We start from the raw sequence: 23,519 nt of genomic DNA on the forward strand, positions 1-23,519 counted from the left end.
GAAAGGCCGATCGACGTGACCGAACTCAGCCCCGAATCACCCTTGCTCCAGCCGCTCGAACTCGGCGACATCCACGCCCGCAACCGTGTCTTCATGGCGCCGCTCACGCGCAGCCGCAGTGGTGACGACGGTGTGCCCGGTGACCTCGTCGTCGAGTACTACCGCCAACGTGCGGGTGCCGGCCTCATCGTGTCCGAGGGAACGCAGCCCTCCGCCGTCGGCAAGGGCTACACCAACACCCCGGGCCTGCACACCGACGAGCAGCAGGCCGGCTGGGCGAAGATCGCGGACGCGGTGCACGGTGAGGGCGGCAAGATCGTCGTCCAGCTGATGCACGCGGGTCGGGTGTCCCACCCCGACAACTCGGGCCTCGAGGCCATCGCACCGTCCGCCATCGCGCCCGGTATCGAGATGTTCACCAAGGGTGGGTCGAAGGAGATCCCCGCGCCGCGCGAGATCGCCGCGGACGAGATCGCTCGCGTGGTCGACGTGTTCGTCGACGCCTCGACCCGTGCGATCGAGGCCGGTCTCGACGGTGTCGAGCTGCACGCCGCCAACGGCTACCTGCTCCACCAGTTCCTGGCGGACGGCGCGAACCACCGCACCGACTCCTACGGCGGCAGCCCCGAGAACCGTGCGCGCCTCGTCGTGGAGGTCGTGCGCGCCGTCTCCGCCGCCATCGGCGCGGGCCGGGTCGGCATCCGCATCTCGCCCGGAGGCACCGCGAGCGGTATCACCGAGGACGACACGACGGGTGCCTACGAGGCGCTGCTGTCGCAGATCGACGGCCTCGGCCTGGCGTACCTGCACGTGCTCGTCGACGCCGAGGATCCGTTCCTGGGCAAGCTGCGTTCGGCCTGGAGCGGCCCGTTCGTGCTCAACACCGGCTTCGCCGCGATGACCACTCGCGACGAGGCCGAGAAGCTGGTGTCCGACGAGATCGCCGACGCCGTCACGGTGGGTCGGCCGTTCATCGCCAACCCCGACCTGGTGACCCGGTGGACCCACGACACCGAGCTCAACACCCCCGACGAGAGCACCTTCTACGGCGGCGGCGCCGAGGGCTACACCGATTACCCGTCGCTCGAGGGCTGAGCTGCACCGAGCTGACATGATCGGAGCATGAGCTCCGAAGAGGATCCGAGACCCACCACCGCAGCGCCCTTCATCGCGGCCGCTGCGGTGGTGGTCGTCGTGGCGGTGATCATCGCGATCCTGTCGCTGACCGGATCGCCCGACGAGAACGTCAGCGACAACCAGCGCGTCGGGACCGCCGTCGCCGCCTACGTCGAGGCCGTGAAGTCCGGCGACACCGCCGCCGTCACCGCACTGCAGTGCCCCGGGATCACCGACGCACCGCTGGCGGATGCGGGCACCGAGGTGGATCTCGAGAACATCGAGGAGGTGCGGGTGAAGGGTGACGCCGCCGAGGCCGACGTGCGAGTCAGCCTCGACGGCAGCGAGCAGAGCCTCACCTGGAACGCGGTGCGGTCCGGTGACGACTGGCTGCTCTGCAGTCCCTGACGAGCTCTACTCGGCTGCGTCCTTGCTCGCCGTGCGTTCCGACGCCTGAGCTGCGAGGCCGCCCTGGGTGCGCAGCGGGACCTCCTTGTAGAACAGGTTGATCACGAAGGCGAGCGCCAGCACGAACCCGGCCACGACGAAGACCGAGTCCATCGCGTCGGAGAATCCGATCTGGAACGGCGCCGCCACCGCGTCGGGCAGCTTCTGGATGAAGGACGTGTCGTCCAGGATGCCCCCGGCGGCCGACCCGTTGCCCTGCACGAGCCCCTGCGCGAGGCCGGACACCGCGGGATCGGTGCTGGACGCGGCCTGACCCACCGCCTCGCGGAACTCGGGAGTCTCCGCGGCGGAACGCAGAGCCGACGCGATGGCGTCGGTCACGCGCGAGAAGAGCAGGGACAGGAACACCGCGACGCCGATGGTGCCGCCGATCTGCCGGAAGAACGTGGCCGACGAGGTGGAGACGCCCATGTCCTGCGGCGGCAGTGCGTTCTGGATCGCGAGGGTCAGCGGCTGCATCAGATTGCCCAGGCCGAACCCGAAACCGAACATCGCAATCATGATCATCCACAGCGGTGTGTCGTACTCGATGAACGAGAACGCGAACATGCAGACCGTCATGAGAGTCGTGCCGATGATGGGATACGGACGGTAGTGGCCCGTGCGGGAGATCATCTGGCCGGAGAAGATCGACGCGACCATGATGCCCAGCACCAGCGGGAGCATCTGGAACCCGGCGAGCGTCGGCGACGAGCCCTTGACCACCTGCAGGTACTGGGGGAGCAGCGTGATGCCGCCGAACATCGCCGCACCGGTGATGACCGAGAGCACGAGTCCGACGCTGAACGTCGAGTTGCGGAAGAAGCGCATCGGGATGAGTGCGTTCGTCTTCATCCTGATCTCGATGGCGATGAAGGCCGCGATGCCGAGGACGCCGATGGCGTAGCAGATCATGGCCCGCCCGGAGCCCCATCCCCACGTGCGTCCCTGCTCGGCGATGATCAGCAGCGGCACCAGTCCGACGGCCAGCGCCGCGGCGCCGCCCCAGTCGACGACCGCGCTGCCGTGTCGACGCGGCAGATTCAGCACCTTGGCGACGACGAACAGAGCGACGATGCCGATGGGCACGTTGACGAAGAACACCCAGCGCCAGCCGGTGATGTTCAGGATCTCGGACTGGCCCGACAACACGCCGCCGATGACCGGACCGAGCACGCTGGACGTGCCGAACACGGCGAGGAAGTAGCCCTGGTACTTGGCCCGCTCCCGCGGCGGGACGATGTCGCCGACGATGGTCAGTGCGAGCGAGAACAGGCCGCCGGCACCGAGGCCCTGGAACGCGCGGAAGGCCGCGAGTTGGTACATCGACGTGGCGAAGCCGCAGAGCGCCGATCCGATGACGAAGATGGTGATCGCGGTCAGGAAGAACTGTTTGCGCCCGTAGATGTCCGAGAGCTTCCCGTACAGCGGCGTGGAGATGGTGGCCGTGATCAGGTACGCCGTGGTGACCCACGCCTGAACGGAGAAGCCCTGCAGGTCGTCCGCGATGGTGCGGATGGACGTCGAGACGATCGTCTGGTCGAGCGCGGCCAGGAACATGCCGAGCATCAGACCGGAGATGATCGTCATGATCTGGCGATGGGTGAACTGCCCCGTGTCGCCGCTCGTGTCCGGCTGTGGTGAGCCGGCGCCCGTCGCAGGGCGCAGTGTGTCGTCCGTCATCGGCTCATCTTGCCCCCTCGAGGCCGTACGCTGCGACTATCGGACATATCGGGCCGAGCCGACCATGTGAGAAACTGGGGTCGTGAGCTACGCAGGAGACATCACGCCCGAGCAGGCCTGGGAACTTCTCAGCACCGATCCGGAGGCCTCGCTCGTCGACGTCCGCACCCACGCCGAGTGGAGCTACGTGGGTGTCCCGGACATCTCGTCGCTGGACAAGCCGACGGCCTTCGTCGAGTGGGTCGCCTACCCGGACGGCGCGAGGAACGAGAACTTCGTCGACGAGGTCCGTGCCGCCGGGGTCGACAAGGGCCCTGTGGTCTTCCTGTGTCGCTCCGGTCAGCGGTCCATCGGTGCCGCCGAGGCCGCGACCGCTGCGGGGCTCGGACCCGCCTACAACGTGCTCGACGGCTTCGAGGGCGCGACCGACGCCGAGGGACACCGCGGCAGTGCCGGGTGGCGCGCCGTCGGACTGCCCTGGCGGCAGAAGTGATCCCCACCGGCGGCGGGTTCTCCAAGCCCCTGCCCGACGGGGTCGGGCAGGGAACTCTCGGTGTCCGCGGCGGTCTGAACCGCTCGGGGTTCGAGGAGAACGCCGAGGCCCTCTATCTCAGTTCGGGTTTCGTGTACGAGAGTGCTGAGGCCGCCGAGCAGGCGTTCACCGGCGACATCGACCACTTCGTCTACTCGCGCTACGGCAACCCGACCGTCACCATGTTCGAGGAGCGGCTGCGGTTGCTCGACGGCGCCGAGGCGGCCTTCGGCACCTCGAGCGGGATGTCCGCGGTCTTCACCGGGCTCGGAGCGCTGCTGAAGGCCGGCGACCGACTCGTCGCGGCGCGGAGCCTGTTCGGCTCGTGCTTCGTCGTGTGCAACGAGATCCTGCCGCGTTGGGGAGTCGAGACCGTCTTCGTCGACGGCGACGACCTCGACCAGTGGGAACAGGCGCTCGCCGTGCCCACCACCGCGGTGTTCTTCGAGACGCCGTCCAACCCGATGCAGTCGCTCGTCGACGTCCGGCGCGTGACCGAGATGGCGCATGCGGCCGGTGCGAAGGTGGTGCTGGACAACGTCTTCGCGACGCCCGTGCTGCAGCGCAGCTTCGACCTCGGTGCCGACGTGGTGGTGTACTCGGGGACCAAGCACATCGACGGACAGGGGCGCGTGCTCGGGGGCGCCATCCTGGGATCGAAGGAGTACATCGACGGTCCGGTGCAGACGCTCATGCGCCACACCGGTCCCGCGCTGAGCCCGTTCAACGCCTGGACTCTGCTGAAGGGTCTCGAGACGATGCCGCTCCGCGTGCGGCACATGAACGCCTCGGCGCTGGCCGTCGCGGAGTTCCTCGAGGCGCAGCCGGGTATCGGATGGGTGAAGTACCCGTACCTGCCGTCGCACCCCCAGCACGATCTCGCGGTCTCGCAGATGAGCGGCGGCGGTACCGTCGTCACGTTCGAGCTCGAGGGCGGCAAGGCGCGCGCCTTCGAGTTCCTGAACAAGCTGCGCATCATCGACATCTCCAACAACCTCGGCGACGCGAAGTCGATGACGACGCACCCCGCCACCACCACCCACCGGGCCATGGGTCCGGAAGGCCGTGCAGCCGTGGGCATCACGGACGGAGTCGTGCGCATCTCCGTGGGCCTGGAGGACCTCGAGGACCTGCTCGGCGATCTGGCGGGAGCGCTCGCCCGGTAGAGCCGAGTGCATCAACGGCCGGCTTCGGTGCGCTGAGCCGCGGTATCCGCGGCTCGGCGCACCGGATCGACGTCAGAGGCCGAAGGGCCTGAGCACCGTCGCGAACTTCGCTGTCGTCTCCTCCAGCTCGGCGCTCGCGTCCGAGGCGGCGACGATGCCGCCACCCGCGGTCGCGACCCCGCTGAGGCCGTCGGCGGCGATGTCCAGGCAGCGGATGGCCACCATCCACTCACCGTCGCCCGACGCGTCGCACCACCCCACCATGCCGGCGTAGAAGTCGCGGTTGCGTCCGGACTCCAGCAGATCGATGGTCTGGAGCGCCAGGTCGGTGGGGCTGCCCGCGACCGCGGGTGTCGGGTGCAGTGCGAGCGCGAGATCCAGTGCCGTGGTGGCGGGGTCGGCCAGTGTCGCGGTGATCGGGGTCGCCAGATGCCACACGGCCGGCGTGCTGGTCAGCGTCGGCCCGTCGGGGACGGACACCTCCGAGCACAGTGGCGCCAGGGCCTCGGCGATGGCGTCGACGACGAAGCGGTGCTCGGCCAGGTTCTTGGCGCTGGCGAGCAGGTCGGCGCCCGCCTGCTCGTCCACCACCGGATCCTGTTGTCGTGCGGCAGTTCCGGCGAACGGTCGGCAGATGACCTGGGTTCCGGTGCGCCGCACCAGCAACTCCGGCGACGAGCCCACCAGGTGGCGGCCGAAGTACGGACCACCCGCCGCGGTGAGATCGACGGCGAAACCGTTGTGCATCGGATTCGCCTCGATGAGCGTGTCCGCGAACGCCGTCGGGGACAGCGGGGCATCGAACACCAGCGTGATCGACCGCGCGAGAACCACTTTGCGTAGTGCGGATCCGGGATGGTTCAGCACCGTCAGGGCACGCTGCACCCGCGCGACGTGCTTGTCGGGTGGCGGGTTCTGGGAGGCGATCACGGCTCCGGGCAGGGTGCTCTGCTCCGGTGTCCGCGGCTCGTCGCGACGGTCGAACGTCGACGGTTCGACGAGTGCACACCGCGTGGACGCATCGAACCCGATGGCCCCCACGAGAACCCGCGCCGACCCGTCCTCGAGAGCCTCGCGCGCGTCGTCGATGTGATCGAACGCCTGCCGGGTGCCCGTCGCCTCGACGCTGCGGTCGGGCCGGGAGTAGACGAATCTCATCCGAACGGGTTCGCGGTGTGCCCGATGAGATCGGCGACCGACTCGATGACACGGGTGGGGCGGAACGGGAACATCTCGACGCTGGCGGGGGTCGAGATACCGGTGAGCACGAGGATGGTCTGGAGACCGGCTTCGAGCCCGGACACGATGTCCGTGTCCATGCGGTCACCGATCATCAGCGTGTTCTCCGAGTGCGCGCCGATGGCCCGCAGAGCGGACCGCATCATCAACGCGTTCGGTTTGCCCACGTAGTACGGCTCACGTCCGGTCGCGCGCGTGATGAGCGCGGCGACGGATCCGGTGGCGGGCAGCGATCCCTCGCGTGACGGGCCGGTGGCGTCGGGATTGGTGGCGATGAAACGGGCTCCGCGTTCGACCAGCCGAATGGCGGTGGTGATGGCCTCGAAGGAGTACGTGCGGGTCTCGCCGAGCACCACGTAGTCGGGATCGATGTCCGTGATGATGTAGCCGATGTCGTGCAGGGCCGTCGTCAGGCCGGACTCCCCGACCACGTAGGCGGTACCGTTCGGCCGCTGGTTCCCCAGGAAGGTGGCGGTGGCGAGTGCCGACGTCCAGATCGACTCCTCGGGGATCTCGAGGCCGGTCCGTCGCAGGCGTGCCTGCAGGTCGCGACGGGTGCGGATCGAGTTGTTCGTCAGGACGATGAACGGGGTGTTCGTGTCCTGGAGTTCCTTCAGGAAGCGGTCCGCTCCGGGGACGAGGTGCTCCTCGTGCACCAGGACACCGTCCATGTCCATCAGGTACGTCCACGGGGGTGTCCCCGTCGTGGACGGAGCATCGTCAGGTCGCACGGCGTCGTCAGGACTCACTCTGTCGGGGCTCACGACACCATTCTGCCCCTCCGGAATCGTCGCGAGTACAACGCGCCGCGGCGTCGGAGCCGACCCTTACAGTGGCCTGGTGCAGTGCGACGACCGAGTTCCGGTGATCCCGACCCTCCCCGACGCGCATCCGCTGGACGATCCCATCCGATCGTCCCTCGTCGGCGCCCACTCCCGGTTCGCCGAATGGCGGGGCCGGATCGCGCGTTACCACCCCGAGGTGGCCGGGTTCTTCGGTCATCCCGAGGACATGACGGCGGAGGACTGGGCGGATCTCGGCGCCCTGCTCCCGGTGGGTGAGCAGGCTGCACTGCGGGGCGACGGCATCACCCCGCCCGCCGGGTGGCGCGTTCTCGACCGGATCGGGCTGCTGCAGTTCGACGGATCCGCGCTGGTGGTGGAGCCGGAACCGGCCGCGCAGGTGCTCACCGCCGACGACGTGCCGGAGATGCTCGATCTCGTGCACCGCACCCGGCCGGGACCGTTCCGCTCGCGGACCGTCGAGATGGGCACGTACCTGGGCGTCCGGGACGGGTCGCGGCTCGTCGCCATGGCCGGGGAGCGCATGCATCCCGACGGCTGGACCGAGATCAGCGCCGTGTGCACCGACCCCGAGTACCGAGGGCAGGGCCTGGCCACCCGCCTCATCCGCGCTGTCGGGTACGGCATCCGGGAGCGGGGCGAGGTGCCGTTCCTGCACACGAGTGTGACCAACACCCGCGCCGTCGCGCTCTACGACACCCTCGGATTCGTGCTCCGTCGACAGACCACCCTGACGATCGCCGAGGTCGCCTGATGGTCGACATCCGCATTCTCGAGTCGCGGTCCGACCTGCTGGAATCACAGCGCGTCTTCCGTGCCGCGATGGTGGGACTGCCCACGCTGCAGGTCACCGAGGACGAGATCGCGAGTCTGCGCGAGCCCGGTCGGACCTACGGCGCCTTCGACGGCGATCGACTCGTCGGGACCACCGATTCGGCCCGCGGAACCCTGACGCTGCCGGGCGGCGCTCGGGTTCCCCACCTGGCCGTCACCCATGTCGGGGTGTTGCCGACCCACACCCGCCGCGGTGTCGTGTCCGCTCTGCTGCGGCGCCAGCTGCGGGACGCGCGCGATGCCGGGGACGTCGTCGCCACGCTCCGTGCGTCGGAAGCTGTCATCTACGGCCGCTACGGCTACGGCGTCGCCACCTCGTCCGTGTCCGCGGAGGTCGTCTCCGCCCGTGCGTCGGTGCGGGAGGAGGCTGTGTCCAGCGGCACCGTCCGCCTCGTCGACGACGGGGACGTGTTCGACGTGCAGGCCGGCATCGTCGCGTCGCACCCGTCGAGTCGACCGGGCACCATCACCCGACTGCCCGTCTGGTGGAACGCGTCGAGGCTGCGTGGGCGGACCGACACCGGTCCGGTGTGGAACGCGGTGCACTCCACCGGCGGGGTCGACGACGGATACGTCCGGTACCGCCCGCGCGACCCGCGGACGTGGTGGTCCGGGAACGACCGTCGGGTGGTCGTCGAGGACCTCCATGCGCCCGACGACGCGGTGTTCGCCGACCTGGTCCGCTTCCTCCTGCGACTCGACCTCGTCGACCGCATCACGTTTCCCGCACTGCCCGTCGACACCGTGCTGCCACTGCTGATGCACGATCGCCGATCCGTACGGCTCGATCGCACCGAGGACGAGACCTGGCTGCGCATCCTCGACGTGTCCGCGGCACTGTCCGCGCGCACGTACGGGCCCGGGGACGCTGTGACCATCGCCGTGCAGGACCCGGACCTGCCGGAGAACGCCGGGACCTACGCCGTCGCACCGGACGGCGTGCGGGTGGTCGACGCGGCGCCGGATCTGACGGTGCACGTCCGAGATCTGGCGTCGGTGCTGCTCGGCGGGACGTCGTGGGCGGCTCTGGTCACCGCCGGTCTCGCGGAGGGTGAGGCATCGGCTGCCGACGAGCTGTTCCGGACTCCGCAGGCCCCCTTCGCCGGAGTGGGCTTCTGACCTTCCGGATCTTGGTGTTCGGCTCCCGCCGCCAGTACGGCGTGCCCTACACGCCGACGTGAGGGTCGATTACTGATCGAACACACGCGACAGTTCGCCGCGTCTTTCCGACATCTCGTTCTCGATAGTCACTGCGTTCACTACACCCAACACCAGAGCTAACACCGCGAGAAGGCGCACGATCGTTGAGGCTCCAAGGAAGAAGGCCAGAGCCGTTCCCACAGCGATGACCGCGACACCTGTCCAGATGGGCCCGGAGCCGGTGAGGAGGCTCACTGATTGCATGGACATGAGTAGCCCGATGGCGACGAGCACGAAAGCACCGAAGTTGGCGGCTGCCCTACGGCCCTTGCCTGTCGGGCCTGCTGCTGCTGGACCGGCGGGCCCCACCCACGAACGTCCATCCCAGTACATGTGGCGACTCGCGTCGGATGGATCGGGATACCACCCTGGTGGTGGAGGGGCTGGGTTCATCGGCTGAGATTATCAAGATGACCGCCCGGTTTATTCGCAATCCGAACACGCCCGGGCTTCGATTCGAGGCGCCACTGAGCGCAGCGGAGCACTGTCGTCGAGTGAGTTCATAACGAACAGGTGGCGAAGCATTCCCCTCCGATCTCTGCGATTCCAACCCGTGTGCCGGGTGCGGATCCCTCCTAACCTCGGGTGTCCGGGGGCGATACGAGGGAGCGCACGATGACCAGGACGGTGACACTCGGCTTCGACGTCGGGGTCGGTTCGGCCGACGGACGAGCCGTGGCCGCCACGGTGACCGCGGCCGAGAACGCAGGATTCGGCTACGTCACGTTCGACGACGACGACCTGGCGACGGGTGGTGTCGACGCCGTCACGCGCGCGGCCTTCGTCGCCGCGACCACCAGCACGGTGGGCCTCGTCGCCACCGCCAGCACCACCTACGCGGAACCGTTCCATCTGTCGTCACAGCTCGCGTCGTTGGACTACGCGTCCCGCGGCCGGGCGGGTTGGGTGGCATCCCGGTCGCTGGCACCCGACGTCGCGGCAGCATGGGGTCGCGAAGTCGTCTCGGCCGATACCGATCTGGTTCGTGAACAGCGTGATTCGGTGACCGTGGCGCGTGGACTGTGGGACTCGTGGGAGGACGACGCGGTGATACGCGACTTCCCGACGGGCCGGTTCCTGAACCAGCAGAAGCTGCACTACGTCGACTTCGTCGGGGAGGAGTACTCGGTGAAGGGCCCCGCGATCGTGCCTCGCCCGCCGCAGGGTCAGGTGGTGGTGTTCGGCCGATTCGGCGAGATCGACGCCGATCTGCTCGACGTCGTCCTCGTGGAGAACGAAGCGGACGCGCGCGCGGTGACCGGGGCGCACGTCGTTCTCGACGTCGAGGCCCCCGGAAGCCCGACGGCCGCAGCGGCTCTCGTCGAGCGCATTGCTGCCCTCGACGACGCGATCGGCGGGATCAGGTTGCGTCCTGACCTGATCGACGACGATCTCCGCGTCGCCGCACGCTACGTCCTTCCTCAACTGTTCGAGCGGGACCTGGCCCATCGGCCGGTCCCGGCCACGACGCTGCGTTCCACTCTGGGCCTGGCCCGCCCGGTCAACCGATTCGAGGCTGCGCGATGACCGCTCTCTTCCGTCCCGACGCCACCGTCCACCTGGGTGTCTTCTTCCAGGGCGTCAACCACACGACGATCTGGTCGGACCCGGCCAGTGGCTCGCAGATCGACTTCGAGACGTTCCGTCGTCTGATAACGACCGCCGAGCGCGGACTGTTCGACGCCTTCTTCCTCGGCGAAGGACTGCGACTGCGCGAGCAGGGCGGCAAGATCCTCGACCTGGACATCGCCGGTCGTCCCGACGCCATCACGCAGTTGGCGGCGCTCGCCGGCATCACCACGAACATCGGACTGGTGGCCACCCAGAACACCACCTACAACGAACCGGTCGACCTCGCGCGTCGGCTGTCGGGACTGGACGTGCTGTCCGGTGGTCGCGCCGGCTGGAACGTCGTGACGACGGACAACGCGTGGACGGGCGAGAATTTCCGACGCGGTGGCTACCTCGACCACGCGGACCGCTACGTGCGCGCCGGAGAGTTCCTGGACGTCGCCAGGGCGTTGTGGAACGCAGGAGGCACGCCCGACTCCGTGCGCATCCAGTCCTCGCAGTTCGACATCGTCACTGCTGCACCGATTCCCCGCAGTCCTCAGGACCACCCTGTGATCTTCCAGGCGGGAGATTCCAGCACCGGTCGCGACTTCGCCGCCCAGCACGCCGACGTGATCTTCTCCGCGCACGGCACCCACTTCGACGACGCGCTCGACTTCGCGAACGACATCCGCGCGCGACTGGTGGCCCGTGGACGACCGGACGACGACATCAAGATCCTGCCCGGCACCCAGATCGTCCTCGCGGACCACGAGCGGGACGTGGACGAGAAGGTGCGCTGGGTCAAGGAGGGTCAGTTCACCGGCCCGACGACGCTGTCGATCGCCGGCCAGGTGTGGGGGCGCGATCTGTCCGATCGTGATCCCGACGGACCGCTCCCCACCGAGGATCCGATCGTCAGTGGCGTCGTCGGTGCTCGTGGGTCGGCGTTCAACGGCATCGACGTGGATGCACGCGTGCGGGAATGGCGGTCGCTCGCCGAGGCGAAGAACCTGTCGCTGCGGCAGGTCGTCATCGAGACGTCGGCGCGTACCGGATTCGCGGGTACGCCGAGCCAGGTCGCGGACGAGCTCACTCGGTGGGTCCGCGGAGGGGCGAGCGACGGCTTCAACATCACGCCGTACCTCGTGCCGAGCGGGCTCGACGACATCGTCGACAAGCTGGTTCCCGAACTGCAGGAACGTGGTTCGTACCCGGCCGCCTACGGGGGGTCGACCTTGCGGGAGCACCTCGGACTACGTCGACCCAGCATCGGCGAGTGAGATTCCACTGGTTCCTCCCCACCGGGGGTGACGACGAGAGGCTCGGTGCGCACTCGCACGGAGTCGCCATCGGCGGTGGGGGCGCCTCGGCAGCGGGTGCGGGACATCGGGACGCGACACTCGACTACCTGACCGAATTGGCCGTGACCGTCGAGGAACTCGGTTTCGAGGCAGTGCTCACTCCGACGGGCGGACACTGCGAGGACGCGTGGTTGGTCACCGCGGCGCTGATCCCGGCGACCACTCGTCTGAAGTTCCTGGTGGCTTTCCGGCCGGGCCAGGTCTCGCCCGTGACGTCGGCGCAGATGGTCAGTACATTCCATCGACTGTCCGGTGGCCGAGTGCTCCTCAACGTGGTGGTCGGGGGCGACGACGTCGAGCAGCGGTCCTACGGCGACCGTCTGGCGAAGGAGGGCCGCTACGCGCGGGCGGGTGAGTTCCTCGGCATCGCGCGCGCCGTCTCCGACGGCCGGCCGGTGCGGCCGTCCGGCGACCACTACGCTGTGGACCGACCGAACGGCGGCGGTTTCGGCGGGCATCCTCCGGTGCCGCTTCCCGACGTCTATCTCGGCGGATCATCGGACGCTGCACTGGATGTCGCCGCCGAGCATGCCGACGTCTTTCTCACGTGGGGCGAGTCTCCCGAGGCGGTGGCCGAGAAGATCTCCCACGTGCGGGAGCGGGCGGCTGCCCGCGGCCGCACCCTGCGTTTCGGACTGCGGATGCACGTGATCACCCGCGAGCGCGCGAAAGATGCGTGGGCTCGAGCCGAGGACCTGATCGCCGATGTCGACGACGCGACCGTCCGGACCCGACAGGCACAACTGGGCGCCGTGGGATCGGAAGGCCAGCGACGCATGCTGGCGTTGCACGGCGGTGATCGTCGGAACCTGGTGGTGGGCCCCAACCTGTGGGCGGGCATCGGTCTCGTCCGCGGCGGCGCCGGCACCGCGCTGGTCGGCAGCCACGACGAGGTGGTGGCCCGCATCGAGGAGTATCGCGAGGCAGGTGTCGACGAGATCATTTTGTCGGGGTACCCCCATCTCGAGGAGGCACGTCACGTCGGCGCCGGTGTCCTCGGCAGAATCGCATCGTCACCGTCCGAGAAGGAGTACGCATCATGACAACATCCGTCACCACGTTCGAGCAGGACTGGGCTGCATGGCATTCCGATCGCGAGGAGTACTTCCGCGATCCGTTGGGCTGGGTCGCGCTCACAGGTCTGTACTGGTTGACCGAGACCGACGCGGCCGTGGGGGATCTGCCCGGTGTGTGGCGCGCCGACGACGACACTCTGCACGTCACCGCGAGCGCGGGCGACGGGTTGTCGGTCGACGGGGTGGTCGTGGACGGGACTGTCGCTCTGCACCCTGTCGAGGGGGCTCCCGGCCTCCTCGTGGCCGCCGGTGAGCGGCGCGTCGAGGTGATTCGCCGCACCGGCTCGGTGGCCCTGCGCGTGCACGATCCCGCGGCCCCCACCTTGGCGTCGTTCGGCGGGATCCCCACCTTCGCACCCGACGAGAAGTGGCGCGTGAGTGGCACGTTCACGCCGTACGACTCCGAGCGCACGGTCACCACCGCGGCCGTCGTCGAGGGTCTGGAGCACCACCACGCCGGGCTGGGCGTCATCGACTTCACGCTCGGGAACGCACCGCAACAGTTCGTCGCATTCCGAGGGAAGGCGGGCGGCTTCCACATCCTCTTCACCGACGAGACCAGCGGCGTGAGCACCTACCCCGCGTGCCGGTCCCTCGCCGTCGGCGATGCGGACGCCGACGGCCTGGTGACACTGGACTTCAACCGCGCGTCCAACCTGCCGTGCGCCCTCACCGACTACGCGACGTGCCCGGTGGCACCTCCCGAGAACCGGCTGACCGTCGCGGTGGAGGCCGGCGAGAAGCTTCCGATCAGGTGACAGCTCTGCCCGTTCTCGACATGTCGACCGCGGATGTCGACGGGTTTCGCTCGGCATTGCGCGAGGCCACCCACGACCACGGCTTCTTCCACCTGACCGGTCATGGTGTCGACCCCGAGCTCGTGTCGACGGTCCTGTCGCTGGCGCGCACCTTCTTCGCGCTGCCGGCGGACGCCAAGGACGAGATCAGTCAACTGAACTCGCCCCAGTTCCGCGGCTACAGTCGGCTCGGCGGCGAGCTGACCAACGGCGCCGTCGATTGGCGAGAGCAGATCGACATCGGTCCGGAGCGCGAGGTGATTCCCGCGGCGCAGGGATACTGGAACCTGCAGGGCCCCAACCAGTGGCCGTCCGCGCTACCCGAACTGCGTCCCGCGGTCGAGGCCTGGGACGCCGCCCTGTCGGACGTCGGGCTGCGGCTGCTCCGACACTGGGCAGTCTCCCTCGGCGCGGCCGAGGACACATTCGATGCCGCCTTCGCCGAGCTCCCCGCGACGTTGATCAAGGTGGTGCGGTATCCCGGCAGCACCCAGAACCCGCAGGGGGTGGGCGCGCACAAGGACTCGGGGGTGCTGACGTTGCTTCTCGTGGAGCCGGAGTCGACCGGCTTGCAGGTGGAGCTGCGCGGCGGCGAGTGGATCGACGTACCGCCCGTGGCCGGCGCGTTCATCGTCAACGTCGGGGAACTGCTCGAGGTCGCGACGGGTGGGTACCTGCGTGCCACTCGGCATCGCGTCCTCGCGCCGACGCCTGGCACGGACCGGGTGTCCGTTCCCTACTTCCTCAGCCCCGCACTGGATGCGCGCGTGCCGCTCATCGACCTTCCACCCGAGTTGGCGGCGCGGTCCCGGGGCGTCGACACTGATCCGGACAACCCCCTCTTCCGGACCTACGGCGAGAACGCGTGGAAATCGCGTACCCGTGCACACCCGGACGTGGCCGAGAAGCACCACGGGATCAGGCGCTGAGGCCGCCGCTCGCAGCATCGACGAAGATCCCCTGACGGAGAATCGGAACGCCGGCGCTCTCCCCGACCTCCGCTGCCACCGCGACATCGCCGTCGAATCCGAGGGCGATCAGCTCGCGACCGGAACTGCAGTCACGCAGTGCCGTCGACGGATCATCGGCCACCGCCGTCCAGGCTGCCTGCGCCGCGTCGGCCTCGGGAGACGGGTCGAGAAGACGCCCGACGGCCGCGAGTGCCGCGACGACTGCACCCGCTCCCCAGAAGTCCTCGATCGCGGGGCGTAGCGATCCGTCCGGCCATCTCCCGCCCGCAGCGATGATCGCCACGGAGTCGTCCGGTCCCGCGGTGCGCGCGATCCAGTGCGCGATCGCCGTCGCCGTGCGCAGGGACGCCGCTGCCAGGACGGGTGTCGTCGCCAGCGCCTCGGCGATGGTCGATCCGTTGGGTGACGGAAGAACGAGCCGGGCGGGCACGTCGCGCGCGGACCGGATCGATCCGGGGGACAATGTGATGCGGCCCGGAGCCGCTTGCGAGCGGCGGAACGCCACGGACGCGTCGTGACGTCGGGCGACCTCCTCGGTGTCGGCGCCCGCGTGCGGGACGACGCCGATCCCTCGGTCGAGAGCGACACTCACCGTGGTGGTGAACGACAGGACGTCCACGATCACGGCGATGTCGGCGTCCGACGCGATCGCCTCGGCTCCGCGCAGGCCCCAGTCCACCCGGGTGCGATGTCGCCGCTGACGGTGCTCGAGGTTCACGGCTGCTCGGCCAGCTCGGTGCCCCGCAGCTCGTAGGACTTCAGTGTCCAGTACGCGCCGAAGGTGATCACTGCGACCGCTTCCACCACCAGTACCGCGAGCGCGCCCTGGCGGAGGACGAGCACCAGGGCGAGCGCCGACGCCGGAGCGACGACGACCACGACCGCCACGACTCGATAGGCCCTGCGGTAACGGCGGATTCGCCGTTCGGAGTCCCGGGACGGATCCAGGGTGTCGTCCGCGCACCGCCAGACCGACACCGCGAAGCTGACGAAGAAGGCCACGGCGGCGACGGCGTGGACCGTCATACGCAGGCCGAAGTCGCTCTGCCCCGGTGGATCCGTGGGCACGAGCGCGACGACGACGAGGAAGGCGCCGGCCGCGTTCAGCAGTCTGTTCTCGAGCGGCCCGTGACCGCGGTAGCAGATCAACGCGATACCGGTCCCGGAGAGCACTCCGACGAACACGTCGCGGGCCGGGCTGTAGTAGTACTCGCTCATCGATCCGAGCACGGGAAGGTCGGGATCGAGCAGCGACCAGGCGACGAGCAGGAGAGGCAACCCGACGGCCATGATCGCCATCGCCGCGCGCAACGCGAAATACGTGCCGACGATGTGCTCGGCGAGCGGTTCGGACCAGGCGCGGAGCGGGCTCATGGGCTCGACTCTACGGCGCGCGGAGGGTGTCGGACCCTCGAGTTACCTTCTGCAGGAATCGAGGATCCGGGGGGAGATCGATGAACGACACGGTAGAGCTGCACCCACCGTCGGTGGACGAGATACGGCTGTTCACAGCGCGTTTGGGGCTGGTGGAGGACGGCGGGTCGGCGCGGGAAGGAATCGATGCCGTGACGGCCATCGAAGCCCTGAAGTGCGTGGGCGCGGCGACGCAGGCGGTAGTGACCGCCGGGGTGGCGGCGAGCGTTCGAGCCGATCGGCGTGATCGCGGGCTGCCGAGGAAGCAGTGGGATCTCGGGATCGCGTCACAGGTGGGTCTGGCACGTCGCGAGTCACACCGGCGTGGTGGCACATACCTCGGACTCGCACGGGCACTGGTGCACGAGATGCCGTACACCCTGCAGTCGATGCGCGAAGGCCGCCTGAGCGAGTACCGCGCGATGCTGCTGGTGCGGGAGACGGCGCACCTCACCGTGGCGGACCGGCGGGAGGTCGATCGCCGGTTGTGCGCCGACGCCTCGACGTTGGAAGGGAAGGGCGACAAGCAGGTGGTCGCGCTCGCGGTGGCCGCGGCGGTCGAGCTCGATGCCGCGGCCGTGGTGCGGAGGAACGCGCGTGCGGCTGCGCAGCGCCGCGTGAGCGTGCGTCCGGCTCCGGATTTCATGGGATACGCGACGGCGCTGCTGCCGATGGACAAGGCGGTGTGCGTGTACGCCACGTTGCGCCGAGACGCGGACGCGCTCGTCGCAGCCGGCCGTGCCGAGGGTCGAACGCGTGATCAGGTGATGGCGGACCTGTTGTTCGAGCGCCTGACCGGGGGAGATGCAGCGGCGGGTCCCCCGGTGGCGGTGCAGCTGGTCATGTCCGACGAGTCGTTGCTCGCCGGCGGTGACGAGGCCGCGCACGTTCCCGGCTACGGCATGGTTCCCGCCGAAGTGGCCCGCCGTGCGGTGGCCGACCGCATCGACGGCGGGAGTGTCGGTGCGACCCTGCGGCGGCTCTACGCCGTCCCGTCGACGGGACAGCTCACGGCGATGGACTCGACGGCGCGTGTGTTCCCGGCGGGACTCGGTCACTACATCGACGTCCGCGACCGGACGTGCCGCACACCGTGGTGCGATGCGCCGATCCGACACCACGACCACATACGCCCCTTCAGGTTCGGTGGCCCGACGACGGCGGAGAACGGCATGGGACTGTGCGCCGCCTGCAATTACGCGAAGGACGCGGAGGGGTGGGAGGCCCAGCGGGTCGTCGAGCACGTCGACGGCGGCCACATCGTCAGATTCCGGACGCCGACGGGCCACACCTACGACTCGGCTCCGCCGGCAGGACCGTTGCCGCTTCCCACCACGATGGTGGAGACGCAGCTGTACGAGCTGCTCGTTCAGCGTCGAGCCGGGTGAGACACAGCACGGTGGCCGGCCACGAGATCCGCGGCGATCGCGTCGTTGTGCCGGAAGAAGCCGGCGTCGATGCCGGGCCGGGCGAAGGCGCCGGACCAGGCGTGGCCCGCCACCCACATTCCCACCGCGTACCGATGGGGGTGCGCCGTGCCCGATGCGTCGATCACGCGGGACGAGCCGTCGACGGCCAGTTTGGCCGGACTCGTCGGAGACGCACTCACCTCGCGGACCTCACCGCGCTCGTGCAGCGATCGCAGCAGGGCGTCGGCGCTGCGCGAGATGGACGCGCTGGGCAGTCGGGCTTCGATGAGCGTCCGCGCTCGCACCACGTCGTGGTGCACGTGCGAGGTCGCCCGGAAGCCGTCACCGTACGCCTCGAACCGCACCTCGGGGCCGAGGTAGCGAATGACTCCGGCGCGGCCGAGTGCGAGCAGCTGCTCCAGGCGCTCGGGCGGGGGACCGCTCGCGAGGAAGCTGAAGAAGGAATGCAGCTGTCCCTCCACCTGCGACGCGACGTCGTCCGGGCGCAGTCTCTCTGTCCGAACGAGCTCTCCCACAGTCCGATACACCGACAGCAGGGCCGAGAACACGGCGGCGTCCGCGCTGAAGCGGGGGTCGCGCCGTCGTGCCAGGTCTGCCTCGATGTAGCGGTGCACCTGCTCTGCGGCATCGGCCGCTGAGTCGAATCGGGCGTGCCGCAGCGGTCGGTCGAGCGTGTCGATGTCGAAGTGGTCCTCGGGATCGGGGACCATTCGTTCGACCAGTTCACCGACTGCACGGGCGCCGTCACGGCCCAGGGCGGCCTCGAGTTCGATGAACGGCCCGCGGACACGGTCGGGGTGGGAGCGGAACAGCTCGTGATAGTGCGCCCACGCAAGTTCCGCGACCGCGAGAGGCCAGACCGCCGTACGGAAGTCGAGCGTCTCCGTCCCGGGAAAAGCCTCGGGTACGAAGAACCTCGGGAGAGGCGGTGCCGCATCGGCGATGGAGTACGAGATCTTGGCGTGGTACGGAACCCCGCGTCGAGATCCGGCGTACACCAGGGGTTCCCGGCCGGAGGCCGTGTACACCAGGGTGCCGTCACCGGAGCTCGAGAAGGTGCCGCCGCGTGACTCCGCGAGCAGCACCATCCAGTCCACGAAGGCGAGACCGAGGCCCGAGATCAGGACGGGTTCGGCCTCGGGAACCAGCGCCGGGTCGAGGTCGGCTGTGTATCCCGGCCCGATGTACCGGAGACCGTGGGTCTCGGCATGGGCGGCGAATGCCTGGACGTCTGCCGGCGGCCGAGTGTCGGGTTGGCCCTGCGCCAGAACGACATCGGTCACCTCGAGCACGGTGCCGTCGTCGAGGATCAGACGCTGGTGGACACCCCGATCCTCGATGTCGACGACGCAGGCCCGGTGCACGTGCACTCGAACACGATCCGGCCGCGCCTTCACCGCGCTCTCGAAGACGTGAGCGAGATAGTGGGACTGCAGCGACCGGGACGCGAACGACGACGGGGTGAAACGGAGAACCTCCTCCCGCAGAGCCGGATCCGTGACGAGGGTGTCCCGGTTCGCCGTCACCCACTCCGCGAGGGTGGGACCGCCCGACCCGTCGGGCAGCATGGCCACGTCCGCCGCGACGGAGTTCATCCACAGCAGGGGGTCCTGGTTCCGTCGCCAGATCCGCCCTGCACCCGGCGGGTGGGGGTCGACGACATGGACGTCGATCGGTTCGGTCAGCTCGTCGGCCCGGCCGACGATCCGCTCGAGGATGCCGGTCGCGCGGGGTCCTCCGCCCACGAACGCGATGCTCACGAGTACGGTCCCGCCGTGAAGCCCGCAGCGCGCCGGGAATCGTCCTCGCCCCACAGCAGTGGTTCGGGAAGTTCCTTGCGCACTCGCGGCACCACCTCCTCGGCGAACTGGCGGAGGATGTCCTTCTGGTGCTCCGGTTCGAGCAGGTGGTTGATCGACACCGACTGCAGGACATGCCCGTATGCGTGGTGGTAGTCCACGATCTTCTCGGCGACGCGCTCCGACGACCCGACGAGCGCGGGACCGCGATCCACGGCCTCCTCGATCGAGCGGAAGCTCGTCACCTTGCCCACCGCCCCGGGATCGTGCCGACGCTGGTCGGCCTGTGCCACCGCACCCTCGTAGAGCGGGCGGTACTGCTCGACGGCCTGATCGGTCGTCTCCGCGAGGAACAGCCCTCCCGAGCCGGACCCGACGAAGGCGAACCGGGGATCGTGCCCGGCCTCGGCGTACTTCTCCCGGTAGCGGTCGACGAGGACGGCGTAGTTCTCCCGCGGCTGGAATGCGTTGGCCGTGACGAGGGGGTCACCCCACCGGGCCGCGAGGTCGACGGCGTGTGTCGACGTCGCCGACCCGTGCCAGACGCGGAAGGGACCGGCGAACGGCCGCGGCAGAGTGGTGGCGTTCTCGAGCGGAGTCCGGTGCTGCCCGGACCACGTGACGTTCTCCTCGCGGATCAGTCGACGGAACAACTCGTAGTTCTCGGTCAGGTACTCGTACTGGCGCGCGATGTCCTTCCCGAACAATGGGTACTGCCACGCCTCGTTGCCCTTGCCGACGACGATCTCGAGCCGCCCGTGGCTCAGCTGGTCGACGGTCGCGAGGTCCTCCGCGAGACGCACGGGGTCGAGTACCGAGAGCACCGTGACGCCGGTCGACAGCAGAATCCGGTTCGTGGCCTGTGCCAGCGCGCCGAGGATCACCGTGGGGCTCGACGACAGGACGTCCCCGGCGTGACGCTCGCCGACCGCGAAGGAGTCGATTCCCAGCTGGTCCGCGAGCACGGCGAGGTCGACCACTCGGTCGAGCCGCTCGGCAGCGGGTACCACCTCCCCGGTGACGGGGTGGGGCGGATTGAAGACGATGTCCAGGACCTGAAAGCGCACCACAGCCTCCTCGCGCTCGTGCAACCTCCCACGGTGCCGGGCTGCCCACCTCGGTGACAGGGTTGCGCGCACTGCGATTCGAAGGCCTCGGGCGGATCGGAGGCCTCGACTGATAGACATGACGGTGACCGGGGTTCGGCGGTAGACGAGGGAGTTCGGCGTGGCACAGGAACTGAAGCTGGGATACAAGGCGTCGGCCGAGCAGTTCGGTCCACGTGAGCTCGTCGAGATCGCGGTGCAGGCGGAGGCGTCGGGCATGGACTCGGCGACCGTGAGCGACCACTTCCAGCCCTGGCGCCACGAGGGTGGCCACGCACCGTTCTCGCTGGCGTGGATGACCGCGGTCGGTGAGCGCACGAAGACTCTGCAGCTGGGCACGTCGGTGATGACCCCGACGTTCCGCTACAACCCGGCCGTCATCGCGCAGGCCTTCGCGACGATGGCGTGCCTGTACCCGAACCGGATCATGCTCGGAGTGGGTACGGGTGAGGCTCTGAACGAGATCGCCACCGGATTCGACGGTGAGTGGCCGGAGTTCAAGGAGCGGTTCGCGCGTCTGCGCGAGGCTGTGTCGCTGATGCGCGAGCTGTGGCTGGGCGATCGCGTCGACTTCGAGGGCGAGTACTACAAGACCAAGGGCGCCTCGATCTACGACGTTCCCGAGGGTGGGGTCCCGGTGTACGTGGCGGCCGGCGGTCCCGTGGTCGCGCGCTACGCCGGACGCAGCGGCGACGGCTTCATCTGTACGTCCGGCAAGGGCATGGAGCTCTACACCGACAAGTTGATCCCCGCGGTGGCCGAGGGTGCGGAGAAGATGAACCGGTCCGTGGGCGACATCGACCACATGATCGAGATCAAGATCTCGTACGACACCGATGCCGATGCGGCGCTGGAGAACACGCGCTTCTGGGCGCCGCTGTCACTGACGCCGGAGCAGAAGCACTCCATCGACGATCCGATCGAGATGGAGAAGGCCGCCGACGAGCTGCCGATCGAGCAGGTGGCGAAGCGGTGGATCGTCGCCTCCGATCCGGACGAGGCCGTCGAGAAGGTCAAGCCGTACGTCGATGCAGGCCTGAACCACCTTGTCTTCCACGCGCCGGGTCACGATCAGCGTCGGTTCCTGGAGCTGTTCAAGACCGATCTGGAGCCCCGTCTGCGCCGTCTGGGCTGACGACGCCGGAGGACACCGCGCCCGACAGGATCCGGTGCAGCACCGCGGCGTCCTCGTCGCCGAGGTCGGCGAGCGAGTCGGGTACCGGGTCGGTGATCGCGTGTACGCGGTCCATCAGGGCGCGGCCGTCGTCGGTGATCGTGACGCGCTTGCTGCGACGATCGCTGTCGTCGACGGTGCGGCGGACGTAGCCGCGAGACTCGAGTTCGTTGACGCACACCGTGGTCGCCGGTGCGTCCATCGCCGCCGCGGTGGCCACCCCGCTCATCGTCAGCGGTCCGTCGACCAGGCGCCGAAGCACCCGCACCCGGCTGAACGGCATGTCGACCTCGGCCGCCACCCGTCGGCGCCAGGTGTCGCGGTTCTCGAAGACCAGCGAGGTCATCGCGGCCCAGGCCTCGTCTATCGGTCGGCTCCGGCGGTCAGGCACGGGCGGGCTCCGGTGTGCGGAACAGTGCGGCCACGTCGTCCGCGGTCCGCGTGGCCCGTCTGCTGGCGCTGACCAGCCCGAGGCCCGCGACGATCACACCGATGGCGGTCAGAGCCCACCAGACCGTGTGTGTGGAGGCGGCGAACCCCGCGTCGATGCCGGCCGCGGCGCCCGCGGTGGTGAGGCTCCCGCACAGCGCGACGCCGATGCTGACACCGATCTGGCGGCTGGTCGATGCGACCGCCGACGCCGCACCCGCGCGATCGCGGGGCATCCCGCCGACGGCCGCGTTGGTGATGGGGGCGTTGACCAGCCCGAAGCCGACCCCGAAGATCGCGAACATGACCAGCAGTGCGCTGACGGGGGTGGTGGCGGAGAGGCGGGTGAGGGTCAGGCCGGCGACGGCGATGACCACACCGGCGATGGTCATCGAGGGGCGGGCACCCCACCGAGCCACCATCCGCCCGGACAGCGGCGAGCAGATCAGCGTGGCGAGTGCGAGCGGTAGGAAGGACGCTCCCGTGCCGATCGCGCTGAAGCCGCGCACCTCCTGCAGGTACAGCGACATGAGGAACAGGAACGCTCCGTATCCGCCGAAGGCGCACACGGCCACGATCGTCGCCGACGAGAACGGGATGCTGCGGAAGAAGCGCAGATCGATGAACGGATCGACGCGCCTGTTCTCGTAGCGGACGAACGCGACGAACGAGGCGGCGGACAGGGCGAACACCGCGAGGGTGATGGGCGACGACCATCCGAGCGAGGGACCCTCGATGAGGCCGAACACCAGGGAGGCCAGCATGACGACACCGAGCAGCTGACCGACCGGATCGAACGCGCGCACGACGGGCGACCGCGACTCGGGGACGAACACGGCGGCGAGAACGAACGCTGCGAGGCAGACCGGGATGTTGATCCAGAAGACGGACCGCCACCCGGAGATCTCGATCAACAGTCCGCCGAGCATGGGACCGAGGGCCATGGAGATGCCGACCACGGCGCCCCACATACCGATCGCCCGGGCACGCTCGGCCTTCCCGGTGAAGACCTGCGTGATGATCGACATGGCGACGGGGTTGAGCATCGACCCACCGATCGCCTGGATCATGCGCGCGAGGATGAGGAACGGGGCGGTGGGGGCGAGGCTGCAGAGCAGCGAGCCGACGGCGAAGCTGACGAGTCCGATCTGAAAGACACGGCGCCGCCCCACACGGTCCGCGGTGGTGCCGGACAGCAGCAGCAGACTGGCGAGCACCAGTGTGTAGACGTCGATGGTCCACTGGAGCTGGGACACGGATGCGCCGAGTTCGGCGCGGATGGCGGGCAGCGCGACGTTCACGATGGTGGCGTCCATCGAGACGATGAGCAGGCTGAGGCAGCACGTGGCCAGCACGATCATCTTGTGACGCTGGTCGAGACCGCCTGAC

Annotated in this window: 23 protein-coding genes and 1 pseudogene; 13 read left to right on the forward strand and 11 right to left on the reverse strand. The window is 69.0% G+C overall.

What is annotated here, in order from left to right:
* Nucleotides 1-15 precede the first annotated feature (15 nt).
* Together QE449_RS02755 and QE449_RS02760 are read left to right on the forward strand one after the other, a co-directional pair.
* The gene (locus tag QE449_RS02755; RefSeq protein ID WP_268788549.1) at nucleotides 16-1,095 is read left to right on the forward strand and encodes an alkene reductase; all 1,080 of its coding nucleotides are present in this window, start codon (nucleotides 16-18) and stop codon (nucleotides 1,093-1,095) included.
* Nucleotides 1,096-1,122: 27 nt separating this feature from the next.
* Nucleotides 1,123-1,524 (forward strand): hypothetical protein, encoded by a 402-nt coding sequence (locus QE449_RS02760; RefSeq protein ID WP_307097240.1) that lies wholly within the window; start codon nucleotides 1,123-1,125, stop codon nucleotides 1,522-1,524.
* Nucleotides 1,525-1,530: 6 nt separating this feature from the next.
* Here QE449_RS02760 and QE449_RS02765 read toward each other — a convergent pair whose 3' ends face one another.
* The gene (locus QE449_RS02765; protein WP_307108163.1) at nucleotides 1,531-3,246 is read right to left on the reverse strand and encodes an MDR family MFS transporter; all 1,716 of its coding nucleotides are present in this window, start codon (nucleotides 3,244-3,246) and stop codon (nucleotides 1,531-1,533) included.
* An 82-nt stretch (nucleotides 3,247-3,328) separates the two neighbouring features.
* Between QE449_RS02765 and QE449_RS02770 the strand changes: the two genes are divergently transcribed.
* A complete protein-coding gene (locus QE449_RS02770; RefSeq protein WP_222649868.1) occupies nucleotides 3,329-3,739 on the forward strand; it encodes a rhodanese-like domain-containing protein in 411 nt (136 codons plus the stop codon).
* Entirely contained in the window at nucleotides 3,739-4,944 is a 1,206-nt protein-coding gene (locus QE449_RS02775) for an O-succinylhomoserine sulfhydrylase (RefSeq protein ID WP_027506211.1), read from the forward strand. Before QE449_RS02770 ends, QE449_RS02775 begins: the two co-directional genes overlap by 1 nt.
* 72 nt (nucleotides 4,945-5,016) lie before the next feature.
* Here QE449_RS02775 and QE449_RS02780 read toward each other — a convergent pair whose 3' ends face one another.
* Together QE449_RS02780 and QE449_RS02785 are read right to left on the reverse strand one after the other, a co-directional pair.
* Nucleotides 5,017-6,102: an isochorismate synthase MenF gene (locus tag QE449_RS02780; protein WP_307108164.1), complete on the reverse strand. Its 1,086-nt coding sequence runs from the start codon at nucleotides 6,100-6,102 to the stop codon at nucleotides 5,017-5,019.
* A complete protein-coding gene (locus QE449_RS02785) occupies nucleotides 6,099-6,860 on the reverse strand; it encodes an HAD-IIA family hydrolase (RefSeq protein ID WP_037186095.1) in 762 nt (253 codons plus the stop codon). Before QE449_RS02785 ends, QE449_RS02780 begins: the two co-directional genes overlap by 4 nt.
* A gap of 163 nt (nucleotides 6,861-7,023) precedes the next feature.
* Between QE449_RS02785 and QE449_RS02790 the strand changes: the two genes are divergently transcribed.
* Together QE449_RS02790 and QE449_RS02795 are read left to right on the forward strand one after the other, a co-directional pair.
* A complete protein-coding gene (locus tag QE449_RS02790; RefSeq protein ID WP_235578869.1) occupies nucleotides 7,024-7,740 on the forward strand; it encodes a GNAT family N-acetyltransferase in 717 nt (238 codons plus the stop codon).
* Nucleotides 7,740-8,939, forward strand: coding sequence for a GNAT family N-acetyltransferase (locus tag QE449_RS02795; protein WP_307108165.1), 1,200 nt, complete (start codon nucleotides 7,740-7,742; stop codon nucleotides 8,937-8,939). The genes QE449_RS02790 and QE449_RS02795 overlap by 1 nt, the downstream gene beginning before the upstream one ends.
* A gap of 69 nt (nucleotides 8,940-9,008) precedes the next feature.
* Here the strand turns inward: QE449_RS02795 and QE449_RS02800 are convergent, their stop codons facing one another.
* Nucleotides 9,009-9,254, reverse strand: a complete 246-nt coding sequence (locus QE449_RS02800; RefSeq protein ID WP_307109663.1) for a hypothetical protein — start codon at nucleotides 9,252-9,254, stop codon at nucleotides 9,009-9,011.
* 54 nt (nucleotides 9,255-9,308) lie between these two features.
* Nucleotides 9,309-9,413: pseudogene (locus QE449_RS02805) on the reverse strand (DUF2510 domain-containing protein); the annotation flags it as partial.
* Between the two features lie 222 nt (nucleotides 9,414-9,635).
* Here QE449_RS02805 and QE449_RS02810 point away from each other — a divergent pair.
* Genes QE449_RS02810 through QE449_RS02830 form a run of 5 tightly spaced genes read left to right on the forward strand, consistent with a single transcriptional unit; the run spans nucleotide 9,636 to nucleotide 14,737 of the window.
* Nucleotides 9,636-10,547 carry an LLM class flavin-dependent oxidoreductase gene (locus QE449_RS02810; RefSeq protein WP_222637997.1) on the forward strand — a complete coding sequence of 304 codons (912 nt, stop codon included), beginning with the start codon at nucleotides 9,636-9,638 and terminating at the stop codon, nucleotides 10,545-10,547.
* Entirely contained in the window at nucleotides 10,544-11,854 is a 1,311-nt protein-coding gene (locus QE449_RS02815) for an LLM class flavin-dependent oxidoreductase (RefSeq protein WP_307108166.1), read from the forward strand. The genes QE449_RS02810 and QE449_RS02815 overlap by 4 nt, the downstream gene beginning before the upstream one ends.
* Nucleotides 11,851-12,978: an LLM class flavin-dependent oxidoreductase gene (locus QE449_RS02820; protein ID WP_307108167.1), complete on the forward strand. Its 1,128-nt coding sequence runs from the start codon at nucleotides 11,851-11,853 to the stop codon at nucleotides 12,976-12,978. Before QE449_RS02815 ends, QE449_RS02820 begins: the two co-directional genes overlap by 4 nt.
* Complete coding sequence (locus QE449_RS02825) at nucleotides 12,975-13,769, forward strand: DUF1684 domain-containing protein (RefSeq protein ID WP_307108168.1); 795 nt, start codon at nucleotides 12,975-12,977, stop codon at nucleotides 13,767-13,769. Before QE449_RS02820 ends, QE449_RS02825 begins: the two co-directional genes overlap by 4 nt.
* Nucleotides 13,766-14,737 carry an isopenicillin N synthase family oxygenase gene (locus QE449_RS02830; protein WP_307108169.1) on the forward strand — a complete coding sequence of 324 codons (972 nt, stop codon included), beginning with the start codon at nucleotides 13,766-13,768 and terminating at the stop codon, nucleotides 14,735-14,737. The genes QE449_RS02825 and QE449_RS02830 overlap by 4 nt, the downstream gene beginning before the upstream one ends.
* On the opposite strand, the gene QE449_RS02835 is transcribed toward QE449_RS02830, so the two are convergent.
* Nucleotides 14,727-15,497 carry a 2-phosphosulfolactate phosphatase gene (locus tag QE449_RS02835; RefSeq protein ID WP_307108170.1) on the reverse strand — a complete coding sequence of 257 codons (771 nt, stop codon included), beginning with the start codon at nucleotides 15,495-15,497 and terminating at the stop codon, nucleotides 14,727-14,729. The two genes, QE449_RS02830 and QE449_RS02835, sit on opposite strands and share 11 nt — an antisense overlap.
* A complete protein-coding gene (locus QE449_RS02840; RefSeq protein ID WP_307108171.1) occupies nucleotides 15,494-16,153 on the reverse strand; it encodes a DUF998 domain-containing protein in 660 nt (219 codons plus the stop codon). Before QE449_RS02840 ends, QE449_RS02835 begins: the two co-directional genes overlap by 4 nt.
* 80 nt (nucleotides 16,154-16,233) lie before the next feature.
* Here QE449_RS02840 and QE449_RS02845 point away from each other — a divergent pair, with 80 nt between their 5' ends.
* Nucleotides 16,234-17,580 carry an HNH endonuclease signature motif containing protein gene (locus tag QE449_RS02845; RefSeq protein WP_307108172.1) on the forward strand — a complete coding sequence of 449 codons (1,347 nt, stop codon included), beginning with the start codon at nucleotides 16,234-16,236 and terminating at the stop codon, nucleotides 17,578-17,580.
* Here QE449_RS02845 and QE449_RS02850 read toward each other — a convergent pair.
* The gene (locus tag QE449_RS02850) at nucleotides 17,562-19,382 is read right to left on the reverse strand and encodes an FAD/NAD(P)-binding domain-containing protein (protein WP_307108173.1); all 1,821 of its coding nucleotides are present in this window, start codon (nucleotides 19,380-19,382) and stop codon (nucleotides 17,562-17,564) included. The two genes, QE449_RS02845 and QE449_RS02850, sit on opposite strands and share 19 nt — an antisense overlap.
* Complete coding sequence (locus tag QE449_RS02855; protein WP_056442245.1) at nucleotides 19,379-20,488, reverse strand: LLM class flavin-dependent oxidoreductase; 1,110 nt, start codon at nucleotides 20,486-20,488, stop codon at nucleotides 19,379-19,381. Before QE449_RS02855 ends, QE449_RS02850 begins: the two co-directional genes overlap by 4 nt.
* 160 nt (nucleotides 20,489-20,648) lie before the next feature.
* Here QE449_RS02855 and fgd point away from each other — a divergent pair, with 160 nt between their 5' ends.
* The gene (gene fgd, locus QE449_RS02860) at nucleotides 20,649-21,662 is read left to right on the forward strand and encodes a glucose-6-phosphate dehydrogenase (coenzyme-F420) (RefSeq protein WP_027506222.1); all 1,014 of its coding nucleotides are present in this window, start codon (nucleotides 20,649-20,651) and stop codon (nucleotides 21,660-21,662) included.
* Here the strand turns inward: fgd and QE449_RS02865 are convergent.
* Both QE449_RS02865 and QE449_RS02870 read right to left on the reverse strand, forming a co-directional pair.
* A complete protein-coding gene (locus QE449_RS02865) occupies nucleotides 21,622-22,092 on the reverse strand; it encodes a MarR family winged helix-turn-helix transcriptional regulator (protein WP_307108174.1) in 471 nt (156 codons plus the stop codon). The genes fgd and QE449_RS02865 overlap by 41 nt on opposite strands.
* Complete coding sequence (locus QE449_RS02870) at nucleotides 22,085-23,491, reverse strand: DHA2 family efflux MFS transporter permease subunit (RefSeq protein WP_307109664.1); 1,407 nt, start codon at nucleotides 23,489-23,491, stop codon at nucleotides 22,085-22,087. Before QE449_RS02870 ends, QE449_RS02865 begins: the two co-directional genes overlap by 8 nt.
* Nucleotides 23,492-23,519: the final 28 nt, after the last annotated feature.

The sequence above is a fragment of the Rhodococcus sp. SORGH_AS_0303 genome (assembly GCF_030819335.1).
Taxonomy (GTDB): Bacteria; Actinomycetota; Actinomycetes; order Mycobacteriales; family Mycobacteriaceae; genus Rhodococcoides.